This is a genomic window from Duganella vulcania, assembly GCF_009857655.1.
Taxonomy (GTDB): domain Bacteria; phylum Pseudomonadota; class Gammaproteobacteria; order Burkholderiales; family Burkholderiaceae_D; genus Rugamonas; species Rugamonas vulcania.
In genome coordinates, this window is record NZ_WWCX01000026.1 from 13940 (window position 1) to 26027 (window position 12088).

At 63.7% G+C, this 12088-nt stretch carries 11 protein-coding genes; 2 read left to right on the forward strand and 9 right to left on the reverse strand.

The annotated features are described in order from the left end of the window. Positions 1-77 precede the first annotated feature (77 nt). Both GTP90_RS16165 and GTP90_RS16170 read left to right on the forward strand, forming a co-directional pair. Positions 78-1358 carry a nucleotide sugar dehydrogenase gene (locus GTP90_RS16165; protein ID WP_161084517.1) on the forward strand — a complete coding sequence of 427 codons (1281 nt, stop codon included), beginning with the start codon at positions 78-80 and terminating at the stop codon, positions 1356-1358. Next, positions 1358-2419 (forward strand): SDR family oxidoreductase, encoded by a 1062-nt coding sequence (locus GTP90_RS16170; RefSeq protein WP_161084518.1) that lies wholly within the window; start codon positions 1358-1360, stop codon positions 2417-2419. The genes GTP90_RS16165 and GTP90_RS16170 overlap by 1 nt, the downstream gene beginning before the upstream one ends. Here the strand turns inward: GTP90_RS16170 and GTP90_RS16175 are convergent. From GTP90_RS16175 to GTP90_RS16215, 9 genes are all read right to left on the reverse strand, one after another. Further along, entirely contained in the window at positions 2376-3764 is a 1389-nt protein-coding gene (locus tag GTP90_RS16175; protein ID WP_161084519.1) for a SpoVR family protein, read from the reverse strand. The two genes, GTP90_RS16170 and GTP90_RS16175, sit on opposite strands and share 44 nt — an antisense overlap. Further along, entirely contained in the window at positions 3761-4903 is a 1143-nt protein-coding gene (locus GTP90_RS16180) for a DUF444 family protein (RefSeq protein ID WP_161084520.1), read from the reverse strand. Before GTP90_RS16180 ends, GTP90_RS16175 begins: the two co-directional genes overlap by 4 nt. Positions 4904-4912: 9 nt before the next feature. Then, positions 4913-6841, reverse strand: a complete 1929-nt coding sequence (locus GTP90_RS16185; protein WP_161084521.1) for a serine protein kinase — start codon at positions 6839-6841, stop codon at positions 4913-4915. Positions 6842-6945: 104 nt separating this feature from the next. Next, positions 6946-7857, reverse strand: coding sequence for a LysR family transcriptional regulator (locus GTP90_RS16190; RefSeq protein ID WP_161084522.1), 912 nt, complete (start codon positions 7855-7857; stop codon positions 6946-6948). Between the two features lie 85 nt (positions 7858-7942). Beyond that, positions 7943-8368 carry a hypothetical protein gene (locus tag GTP90_RS16195; RefSeq protein ID WP_161084523.1) on the reverse strand — a complete coding sequence of 142 codons (426 nt, stop codon included), beginning with the start codon at positions 8366-8368 and terminating at the stop codon, positions 7943-7945. Positions 8369-8901: 533 nt separating this feature from the next. After that, positions 8902-9312: an Hpt domain-containing protein gene (locus tag GTP90_RS16200; RefSeq protein ID WP_161084524.1), complete on the reverse strand. Its 411-nt coding sequence runs from the start codon at positions 9310-9312 to the stop codon at positions 8902-8904. A gap of 64 nt (positions 9313-9376) precedes the next feature. Beyond that, the gene (locus tag GTP90_RS16205; protein WP_161084525.1) at positions 9377-10252 is read right to left on the reverse strand and encodes a proteasome-type protease; all 876 of its coding nucleotides are present in this window, start codon (positions 10250-10252) and stop codon (positions 9377-9379) included. Positions 10253-10317: 65 nt separating this feature from the next. Then, complete coding sequence (locus tag GTP90_RS16210; protein WP_161084526.1) at positions 10318-11121, reverse strand: transglutaminase family protein; 804 nt, start codon at positions 11119-11121, stop codon at positions 10318-10320. 13 nt (positions 11122-11134) lie between these two features. Next, complete coding sequence (locus tag GTP90_RS16215) at positions 11135-12085, reverse strand: alpha-E domain-containing protein (RefSeq protein ID WP_161084527.1); 951 nt, start codon at positions 12083-12085, stop codon at positions 11135-11137. Between the last annotated feature and the right edge of the window lie 3 nt (positions 12086-12088).

Below are 12088 nucleotides of genomic sequence, written 5' to 3' on the forward strand. Positions count from 1 at the left end.
GCATCTCAACAGCAGCCCGGGCGCGCTCCGTAGAATCGGCCCAGACGTGTGTCTAACGCTTTTACGCGAGGTGCGCTATGGAAGTGGTCGCCGTGGTGGGACTGGGGTATGTGGGCTTGTCGCTGGCGGTGGCGTTCGGGTCGCGCCGACGCACCATCGGGGTCGACCTGTCGGCGCGCAAGGTCGCCAGCTACCGGCGCGGCATCGATCCGGCGTGCGAGGTGACGGGCGAGCAGTTCGCCGCCGCGCGCTGGCTGGAAATGGGCTGCGATCCCGCCGTCCTTAGCGAGGCGGACTATATTGTGGTCGCCGTGCCGACGCCGGTCGACAGCGCCCACAATCCGGACTTCTCAGCGCTGATCGGCGCCAGCCAATCCGTAGGCCGCTATATGAAACTGGGCGCGGTCGTGATCTTCGAGTCCACCGTCTATCCCGGCGCCACCGAGGAAGTATGCGTTCCTGTGCTGGAGCAGTGTTCTGGCCTGAAATGGCAGCGCGACTTCCATATCGGCTTTTCGCCGGAACGCATCAATCCCGGCGACAGCGAGCACACGCTGGCAACCGTGCGCAAGATAGTCGCGGGCGATGATGAACCGACCTTGCGGCGCGTGGCGGCGCTGTACGAGGAAGTGGTGGGCGCCGGGGTTCACCGGGCATCGAGCATCATGGTCGCGGAGGCCGCCAAAGTCATAGAAAACACCCAGCGCGACCTCAATATCGCGCTGATGAACGAGCTGGCGATCATCTTCGACCGGCTCGGCATCGACACGCTGGAAGTCCTGCAGGCGGCCGGCACGAAGTGGAACTTCCTGCCGTTCCGGCCAGGACTGGTTGGCGGCCATTGCATCGGCGTCGATCCCTACTACCTGACGCACAAGGCGGAAATGCTGGGCTATCATCCGCATGTGATCCTGGCCGGGCGCCGTATCAACGACGGCATGGCCAAGTTCGTCGCCGAGAAGACCGTGAAGGAGATGGTGCGCGCCGGGTTCCGGCTCAAAGGGTGCCGGGTCAACGTGCTGGGCCTGACGTTCAAGGAAAACTGTCCCGACCTGCGCAACTCCAAGGTCGCCGACCTGATCGTGGAGCTGCAGTCCTACGGCTTGCAAGTGCATGTCCATGATCCGGTGGCGGATCCGGACGAGGCGCAACACGAATATGGCGTGCAGTTGGAGCAATGGGATGATCTCCCGTGCGCGGAAGCGTTGATCAGTGCGGTGGCCCATCGCGAGTTGGCCGAGCGTCCCTTGCAGCAGATCCGGGCCAAGGTTGTGCAGGACGGCTGCTTCATCGACCTCAAGTCCCAATTCGATGAACAGGCGCTGCGTCAAAGCGGCCTCAGCGTGTGGAGGCTGTGATGGCCGACTACGACGACGGCACGCCCGCCAGCTCCTGCTACCAGGACGTGCGCGAACATCTGCTGCAGCAGCAATATCGCTGGGTCATTACCGGCGTGGCCGGGTTCATCGGTTCGAACCTGTTGCAAGCGCTGCTGGAGCTGGGCCAACACGTGGCTGGCGTCGATAATTTCCTGACAGGCTATCGCCACAATCTGGAGCAGGTGCGGGACGCGGTGGGGCAGGACGCATGGCGCCGCTTCGAGCTGATCGAGGGCGATATACGCGATGCAGCCACTTGCACCCGGGCCTGCGACGGTGCCGATTTCGTACTGCACCAGGCGGCGCTGGGCTCCGTGATCCGCTCGCTGCACCAACCGCTGCTGTGCAACGATATCAATATCGGCGGCCACCTCAACGTGCTGGAGGCGGCCCGGCTGGCGGGCGTGCGGCGCGTCGTCTATGCCGCGTCCAGCGCCAGCTATGGCGATCATCCGGCCTTGCCCAAGCAGGAGGCGCATATCGGCAAGGCCTTGTCGCCGTACGCGCTGACCAAGTGCGTGAATGAACTGTATGCCGACCTGTATGCGCGCTGCTATGGCGTGGAAACCATCGGTTTGCGGTATTTCAATGTCTTCGGCCCGCGCCAGGACCCCTCCGGCGCCTATGCCGCAGTCATTCCGCAATGGATAGCGGCAATGATGGGCCGGCGCCGGCTGGTGATCAACGGCGACGGCGAGAGCAGCCGCGACTTCTGTTATGTCGCCAATGCCGTGCAAGCCAACCTCCTTGCCGCCATGACCGAGCGTCAGGACGCCGTCAATCAGGTCTACAACGTCGCGCTCAACAAGCGCACCAGCTTGAACGAGTTGTACCTGATACTGCACGGCTTGCTGGTGGAGCGATATCCGCATCTGCGCGACTACCAGCCGGACTATGGCGAGTTTCGCTCCGGCGATGTGCGCCATTCGCAGGCCGATATCTCCAAGGCCAGGGCTTTGCTGGGCTATGCGCCCACCCACGACCTGCAACGCGGGCTCAGGCAGGCTCTGCGGTGGTATGCGCAGTACCTGGAGCGTTGACCGTCAACAGCCTTGGCAGGCCGCGGAAATCTACCGTATGCAAGGTGACGGGCTTGCGCCAGACACGCGCCACATAGTTGAGCACCTGCTCAGCCGCCGCCAGATCCAGGCCCCGGCCGTCGCTCGCGTGGTCGTGCCGTAAGATCAGTGAGCGGTCCTCCTGCACCCGTTCGACGGCGATGCGCGGCGCGCCATAATTGTATTTCGGCGCCAGGATTGCCTCTCTCACGTCGTGCAGATCGCGGCTGAGCATGCGCGTCTCGCCATCCTTGCGCGCCTGATAGCTGAACAAGCCCAGCTCCGCAGCCAGGTCCGCATCCAGGTAATTGCGGATGAAACCGAAGTCGTCCTCCTCGCTGCATATGCGGCGCGCCGCATCAATGCCTTGCTGTTCGATGATGCGTTCCCACATGCTGTAGCCCAGATGGTAGGGATTGACCGCAAGCGCCAATTGGCGGTCGCCGGCGTAGGGCCGTACCACGTCCGAATGTGCCTTGACGGCCTGCAGGTAGAGGGCGTGTGGCAGGAAGTCCGCTTCGCGCAGCAGGCGGGCGTGCCAGTATGAGGCCCATCCCTCGTTCATGATCTGACAAGCGTGCACCGGATAGAAGTAGAACGATTCCTCGCGCACCGCGAGAAAGATGTCGCGTTCCCATGCCTGCAGCGCTGGCGCATGCCGGGCGATAAACCATAGCAGGTCGTACTCCGGGTAGGGCGGCAAGTCCGGATGGCCCGTGGCCGGCGCTGCGGGTGGCGCTTCGCCAGGGAGAGTTTGGTAGCGTTGTTGAAATGGTCCTGGCGCCGCCGGTGGCCGCTGCGCGGCTTCCGGGTAGGGCGCGCGGTACAGGTCTTTCTGGATGTCGATATGCGGTTCCAGCGCCAGCGCCGCGTCCAGCACCGCCTCCACCTCCTGTTGGCCATGACGGGCCAGCGCCAGTTCCAGGCGATGGGCGCGGGCCGCGCTTTGTTCGAGGATGCGTCCGCCCGCCATGTTCAGGAAGCGCTCGAACAGCGCGTTGCGCCGGACGAAATCCGCATGGCCGATCACATGGGCAGCGACCAGCGTGTTTTCGGCCAGACTGTTTTGATTCATCATGTAGGCCCGGCATGGGTCACCAGGAAACATCACCTCGAAGATGCGCGAGTGGCCCATGTTCTGGTGCAGCAGCTGATGGATGTAACGCAGCCCGAACGACCAGTGATGCATGCGCACCGGCACGCCATAGACGGCAATCTCCAGCATGAAGTTCTGCGGCACCAGTTCGAAGTCGACCGGGTAGTATTCCAGCCCCAGCCCGTCGGCCAGTTGCTCGAAGTGGGTGATGTAGTCCTCGAGCGTACTCATGCGCTGTCCTCCATCGTAGCCTGGCGCGTCAGGAACTGCTTGAGCGCGCCGATGATTTCCTCGCTGTGGGTCAGCACCACGCTGGACACCGGCAAGCCCTGTCTTTCCCGCTCCTTCCACAGCCGGCCCATTTCGGTCTCCATCATGCGCGGCATGCCGGGCAGGGTCTCAACGTAGCCCAGATAATTCATGCGGTCCGCCAAGTGCCCCAACAGCTTGCTTGCCGCCGCCCGGTCTTCGGAGAAATTGTCCCCGTCCGAAGCGTAGAACAGATAGCTGTTGTAGTTGGCCGCGTCATAGCGCTCATCCAGCATCGACAGCACCAGCTGGAAGGCGGTGGAGGCCATGGTGCCGCCCATGCCGCTGACCTCGAAGAAGTCTCGTTCGTTGAATTCCCAGGCGCGGGCCGCATGCGCGAGAAAGCGCAGTTCCACGTTCCCGTAGCTGCGCCGCAGGCCTTGCAGCGCCAGGAAAAAGAAGGTCTTGGCCAGCCGGCGTTCCGCCTGCGTCATGCTGGTCGAGACATCCAGCACCATGAAGACCACCGCGTTGCTGCTTGGCCGCGGCCGCTCGATCAGTTGCCGGAAACGCAGGTCATCATTGGTGAACGGCGCCGGCGTGCCCTGCACGGCGCGCCGTTTGATCGCCTCCTTGATGGTGCGGCGCCGGTCCAGGCGCGAGCGGGCGCCGTGCTTGTCCCAGCCGCGATGCAGCACTTCCGGCTGCTCCAGCGTGGCATTGCCGCGAGGCTGCAGCAGCGGCAACTGGAATTCCTCCCACAGCCAGTCCAGGATATCGTCCACGGCGAATTCCATCATCAGCGTCACCTCGCCCGGCGCCTTGCCGGCGCCTCCGGGCTCGCCGTCGTCGCCGGGCGGGAGCAGGAGATCGCCAGGCTGGCCCGGTCCCTGGCCCGCGCCGGTGGTGCTGTTGTTGTCGGCAAGCCGGAAGCGCGCGTGCTCCAGCAGGCGCAGCGGCACTTGCACGCTGCCCTGGCCGGACTCGCTGATCAGCTCGGACGAGGAAATGATGTCCGGCAGATGGTCGCGCACCGCGTTGCGGACCTTCTCGTTATGCCGCAACCAGTCGCGCGCGCCGCGCGAGAACAGTTCGTACCAATCGCGTTCGCCCGTTTGCATGGCCCGGCCTCATTCCTGCGCCAGCAGCGTGGTGACGTAGTTCAAGGCTTCGCGCGCGCAGTGGCTGTCGTAGCCATATTCATCGACCAGGCGGCGTTCGACCGCCGAGATCTTCGCACGCACGTCGTCATCGGGGCGCTTGCTGGAGCTGACCAGGCGCAGTACATCCCGGCGCTGCTCGAACAGGTATTGCTGCAAAGCGTCGCGCAATTGCGCATGGCTCCCCAGGCCGAATTGCTCGCCGCGCTTGTAGGCGCTCATCGCCTTGCGCACGACTTCCTGCCGGAACGACTGCTTGCCGGAATCGGAGATGGAAATCTTTTCCTCGACCGCGCGCAGGAAACGTTCGTCCGGCCTGCGCTCCTCGCTGGTGATGGGATCCTTGACCTGGCGGTTGTCCAGCATGGCCTCGACTTCGTCCAGATACTTGCCCAGCATTTCCTCGACCTCTTGCTCGAAGGACACGAACAGCGCCTTGTGCACATCCTCCTTGACCCAGCGGTTGTAGAAATCCTTGCGCGTCAACACCAGATAGTCCACCCATTTGCGCTTGCGGGCTGGCTCGATGCGGGCGTCGCTTTCGATGCCGTCCTTTAACGCCAGCAGCAGGTCCATCGTGGTCAGGCTGCTGCGGGACGTCTGGATGATCGCGTTCGACAGGGCATTGATGACAAAGCGCGGGGAAACGCCGGCCAGGCCCTCGTCCGGCGCCTTGTCGCGATGGCGCAGCCGCTGCGCCTCCGCCGGGTGGATGCCGTCCATGTCCTCGCCGGCAAAAATGCGCACCCGCCTGGCAAGATCGCCGTCGCGTTCCTCGCCTTCGTGCAAGCGGGTCAGCACCGCGAACACGGCTGCCGCATGCAGCACGTGCGGGTCCAGGTGGACGCTGCGGAAGGCCGGCGCGGCCGCCAGGATCAGCTTGTGGTAGATGCGTGCCTCTTCGCGATAGTTCAGCGTGTACGGTACCTGCACGATCACCATCCGGTCGAGCAGGCCTTCGTTCTCGCTCTCCTGCAGGAACTTGCGGAATTCGGCCAGGTTGGTGTGGGCGAGGATGGTTTCGTCGAGGTAGATCAGCGGAAAGCGCGCCACCTTGACGTTCTTCTCCTGCGTCAGTGTCAGCAGCAGGTACAGGAACTCCCGCTTGACCTTGAGGATCTCGATCATCTCCAGCATGCCGCGGCTGGCCGCGTACACCGCGCCGGACCACGACCAGGCGCGCGGGTCGCCCTCGTCGCCGAACTCGGCCACCTTGGAGAGGTCGACCGATCCCACCAGGTCGGCGATGTCGGCCGTGTTGGGATCGTGCGGCGCATAGGTGCCCACGCCGACACGGCCGGCTTCCGAGATGAAGATGCGCTCGACCGGCATGCGCAGGAAGTCGCCGCGCAGCTCATGCTCCTGCCGTGCGCGGCAATGCGGACACAGTTCGCCCGTCACTTCGACGCCGTAGGTGTCGCGAAAACCCGAGCGCATGGTGTGCGGCACCAGATGCAGCGGCGATTCGTGCACCGGGCAGCCGGCGATGCCGAACAGCGCGCCGGCGTCGGTGTAGCTGTATTCCTCCAGCCCGCGCTTGAGCCGTATCACCAGCGTGGACTTGCCGCCCGACGGCGGCCCCAGCAACAGCAGCAGGCGCCGGCCGACCTCCGATCCGGCGGCGGCCGCCTTGAAATAGTCGGCCACGCGCGCCAGCGCATCGTCGATACCGAACAGTTCGTCGGCGAACAGCTTGCAGCGCGGCTTGCCGCTTTCATCCTGCTGGCCGCTCCAGCCGAGCATGTCCCAGATGTACTGATGCGAACTGCGCACGAACTGGCAGGGCGCCACCGGCAACACCTGTTCCATGAATTGCGCGAAGCTGCCGCTCCAATGCCCCGCCCGGTGCTGGCGGGTGAAGGCCTGCAATTGTTCCCGATATTGTACGCGTGGATCCATCGTCGCATCCCCTCCTGTGCGGTCAGCCCATTGAGTATCCGCGCTAGGGCAGGCAGGCCGTATGACCTGCGTCAAAAGGATTCGGGGATCCTTATGGTCGAAAACTAGTCGGCACGGTCCCACGGCGGGATGCCGGCAAACTGCTCGACCAGGAAGTCGATCATCACCCGCACCTTGGCGCTCAGGTGGCGGCGGCTGGGGTAGACGGCCATCACGTCGATGTCCGGCAGGTGATACTCGGGCAGCACCCGGACCAGCCTGCCCGCGCGCAGGTCGGCGCCCACCAGGAAGCTCGGCTGCCAGATCACGCCCAGTCCGCCCAGGGCGGCGGCGCGGGCGGTGTCGCCATTGTTGGTATGCATGGCGCACTGCACCTTGACCGCGTGCGGCTGCTCCCTGGCATCGAGAATCTGCCATTCGTCGGCCGTGGCCGCGTAGCTGTAGCCGATGCAGCTGTGCTGCAGCAGCTCGGCGGGATGCAAGGGCATGCCATGCTGCTGGATATAGTCCGGCGACGCGCACAGGATGTTGTGCGACGTGGCCAGCTTGCGCGCCACGTTCGATGCCGAACCGGCGCGCGAAATGCGGATCGCCATGTCATAGCCTTCCTCGACGATGTCGACCACGCGGTCGATCAGCGCGACATCCAGCTGCACGTCGGGATATTTCCGCATGAAGCGGGCCCACAGCGGCGCCAGGTGCAGCACGCCGAAGCTGAGCGGGGCATTGATGCGCAGCACGCCATGCGGCTGCATGGTGGCGGATGAAGCGATCGCTTCCGCCTCCGCCACGTCGTCCAGGATGGACTTGGCCCGTTCGTACAGCGCTTCGCCGCTGGAGGTGAGCGACATCTTGCGCGAGCTGCGGTTCAGCAGCCGGGTTTGCAGATGGGCCTCGAGGTCGCTGATGTAGCGGGTCACATTGGCCGGCGAGGTGTCGAGCGCCTCGGCGGCGCGGGCAAAGCCTTCCCTGCGCACCACTTCCACAAACACTTCCAGTGCACGCAACCTGTCCATACGCCGGTCCTTTGATGTCTTGTCTAATAAAAAAGCCGCAGCACCTGGAGGGTGTCGCGGCTCAATGGCGAAGCGGGCAGGGGGCTCAGCGCGGCAGATAATTCACGTTGGCTGCTTCCTTGATCACGCGGCCGGCGCTGATGGCCGAATTACCGCTGCCGCTTTGCATGGCCGCGGTGTTGCCGTGATACATACCGACCAGTCCTTCCGCGGCCTGGGCGTCGCCGGCATTGGCGGCACGCTCGAACAGCTGCATGGCTTCGTGGCGCTTGGCCGGGTTGGCCAGGTAACGCAACGCCAGCTCGCGCTGGGCCACTGGAGAACCCTGGTCGGCCCATTCTTGCAGCCGGCGTTCGGCGGCGGTCTGGCCCATTGGACCCATTTGCATGGCGGCGGCTTCAATCACGGTCGGCGACGGGATCGCGTCTTCTTGCGCCTGGCAGGCGATCAATGCGCCCACCAGCACCAACACCGACGATACCAGTACACCCGACTTGTTGAATAATTCCATATTTTAGTTACCCTTGGTTAAAGCCATACCGTTGTCGGAGAGGAAAGCCTTCCTGCTAATCTACCCAAGGCTAAAAAAACCGATGCCGTCTGCCCCGGCACTTCAAGTTCGATGCGCAAGTTGCCACCGCCTCGATGCAATGCACCATTATACTTGCACTGAGACAAATTATCAATTGCGCAAGATGCTGAATTGCAATAGTTTGGCTTTCCATTCTACAAAACAGCGGAAAAACGTGGCGCACGCCAGCTTCTGTCTTGCTAGCTGCCATCGCTTATCAATTCGGAAGGGATCTTATCACGAAGATTTTCAGGCTCCTGTTTGCAAGGCCATAATCAGGGTAACAATTGTAACCATTCGTTAAGTGGGGCGAAAAAAGCGCGGCGCGGCTCGCTTGGTTGCACTGCAGCATAGGCCGAAATTCACAATTACTGAACGATACACTGCCGCTTTGTTGAGCGCAATGCCGGTGGTGTTGTTATTTGTTGATTTCGGGTCAAGGCGGTGCGAGATCGTGCCGGCCGTCAGGTGACTCAGGCTTGGCCCGCTGGGCCGCCTAGTGGCGCGCTCCGTTGCAACCAGGCGTCGGCGGACTGCAGTACCAGTCGGTATTCGGACTCGAGCGCGGCGAACAGGGAAGGAATTTGATCCAGACGACGTTCGGCGATCGCCTGCTCCAGCTTGAGCGAGGTGCTGACCAGGCGTTTGGCGCCCAGCGTGCCGATCGAACCGCGCAGGCTGTGCAGGGTCTTGCCGGCGTCGGTGTAGCGCTCGTCGCGCAGCGCTTCGGCGGCCTGCTGCATCGGCGCCAGGCCGGGCGCGCAGGCGTCCCGGACGATTTTCGAGACCACGGCCAGCGCCTTGTCGTCATTACCCATGTACTTGATCAAAGTATCGACCGAAAAGATCTGTTCCTCGGATACCGGCGGTGTGGCATCAGACATGCAGCGCTCCGTGAGTGTTGAATTTACCTCCATCATACTCTGTCCCGATGGCTGGAGCCGGCGGTTACTGTTGACCGTCGTGGAACTGTTGCGTGAGCGTCTGCAATGGCGTGGTCGACGCCGCGGGCGCCGCCACGCCGGCCGGTGGCGTCACCCGCACCGGTTTGCTGCCGGTGTGGGTCGAATGCAGCACATTGGCGGTCGCTTCAGGGGCGGCGTTCCAGACCGGGTTGTCCAGCCCTTCGAATACGCGCTTGAGCTGGTGGCCCCAGGTGTTGCGGATCATCTGGAAATACTGGTTGCGCTCGTCAATGGTGACGAAGCGGGTCACCGCCAGCCTGTCGCGCTCGTACACCAGCAGGTCCAGCGGCAGGCCGACCGATACATTGGAGCGCAGCGTGGAATCCATGGAAATCAGCGCGCACTTGGCCGCATCGTCCAGGCCGGTGGCCGGCGTCACCACGCGGTCGATGATGGGCTTGCCGTACTTGGCTTCGCCGATCTGGAAATAAGTGTTTTCGTCGTGGGATTCGATGAAATTGCCGGCCGAATAGATCTGGAACAAACGGCAGCGCTCGCCCTTGATCTGGCCGCCGAAAATGATGCTGACATTGAATTCAATGCCGAACTCGGCCAGCGCCTTGGCTTCCCGCTCGTGCACCTGCCGCACGGCATCGCCCAGCAGGCGCGCGGCCTCGTGCATGCTGGTGGCGTTCCAGATGCTGTGGCCGTCGGCGTTTTGCTGCTCGGCCACCAGCTGGCGTATCGACTGCGAGATCGACAGATTGCCGGCGGTCATCAGCACCATCATGCGGTCGCCGGGAATCTCAAACACGCTCATCTTGCGGAACGTGCCGACCTGGTCCACCCCGGCGTTGGTGCGCGAATCGGAAAGAAACACCAGCCCGGCATCCAGGCGCATGCCCACACAGTAAGTCATCGTTGCAAGTTATTGATTAGAATAATTATTATTGTACACCCGTCGCCGGGGTGCCCATTGTCCACTCACTGCGGCACGATCTGCACGTCCACGCTCATCGACTCGGTGCCGCCGCCGCGCCGCACGCCGCGCACCGGCGCCGCCGCGTCGTAGTCGCGCCCGATCGCCAGGCGGCAATAGGCGTCGGTCATCAGCCGCGCGTGGGTCACGTCGATGCTGACCCAGCCGGTGTAGTCCTTGTCCTCGGCCCAGGCGTCCACCCAGGCATGGCTGGCCGCGTGATCGCTGGTTTCCGGGTCGATATAGCCGGACACGTAGCGCGCCGGTATGCCATGCGCATGGCAGCAGGCCAGGAACAGGTGCGCGTGGTCCTGGCATACGCCCTGGCCCAGTGCCAGCGCGTCGCTGGCCGTGGTGGTGACGGCGGTCGCACCGCTTTGATACCGGACCGCACCAAAGATGTGCTCGGCCAGGCGCAGCAAGTCCTTGGTTTGCGCCTTGCCGTCCGGCAGGCAGGATGCCGCCAGCTCCAGGATGCCGGGCGTGGGCTCGGTCAGGCGCGTCGACACCGTGTAGATCAGCGGCGACAGGCTGTCGCCGTTGGGAATGCGGCCCTGTTTCGGGCTGGTGGTTTCCACCACGCCGGCCGCCACGATGGCCAGCCCCTGGTGCGGCACGTCCATCGTCATCATGTGCGACAGGTTGCCGTACGCATCGGTGTAGGCATGCACATGGCCCGGCATCGCGATATTCCACGACAGCACATGCTGCTGCGCCTCCGCGCGCGGCGTCAGGTGCAGCTGCTGGATGGTGTAGGCCAGCGGCGTGGTGTAGGTGTAGCGCGTTTCGTGACGTATCGTCAGTTGCATGGGTTGCCTCGTTTCAAGCCGCCAGCGGCACCAGGAAATCGCGGCTGACGCGGTTGCCCAGTTGGTAAATATCGGCCAGGAAGCCGGTCAGCGTGTCGTGCAGGCCGGTCGCCAGGATGTCGTCGATCTTGCCGAATTGCAGTTCCGCGCGCAGCTTGCCGGCGAAACGCTCCGTGTCGGCCGACACGTCGTTGCGCACCTCGCGCAGGTTGTGGACCACTTCGTCCATGCAGGCCAGCAGTGAGCGCGGCATATCGCCGCGCAACATCAGCAGTTCGGCGATGCGCGCCGGCGTGATGACGTCGCGGTACACCTTGCGGTAGATCTCGAAGCCCGACACCGAACGCAGCAGCGCGCCCCAGTAGTAGAAATCGCGCTGGGTCATGGTCTCGCCGGTGCTCTCCGCGCCGCCGCCATGGAACTTGACGTCGAGGATGCGCGCCGTGTTGTCGGCCCGCTCCAGGAAGGTGCCGAGGCGGATGAAATGCACGGCCTCGTCGCGCAACATGGTGCCCACGGTCACCCCGCGCGACAGGTGCGAGCGGAACTTGACCCATTCGAAGAATTTGCTGGGATCGTTTTCCAGCAGGTCGCTGTCCAGCCGTTTCTGCATGTCCAGCCAGGTCTGGTTCTGGATTTCCCACACTTCCGTGGTCAGCGTGCCGCGCACGGCGCGGGCGTTTTCGCGCGCCTCGGTCAGGCAGGCCACGATGGAGGAGGGGTTGTCCGGATCGCGCACCATGAAGTCGATGACGGCGCGCGCCTCCAGCGAGTCATACTTGCGGTCGAAGGCGGACTGCAGCTCCGAGATGCCGAGCATGGCGCGCCAGCCCTGGGCGTTTTCCTCGTCGGACTGGGGCAGCATCGACGTCTGCACATTGACGTCGAGCATGCGGGCGGTGTTTTCGGCGCGCTCGGTGTAGCGCGCCATCCAGAACAGGTGGTCGGCGGTGCGGCTTAACATGGT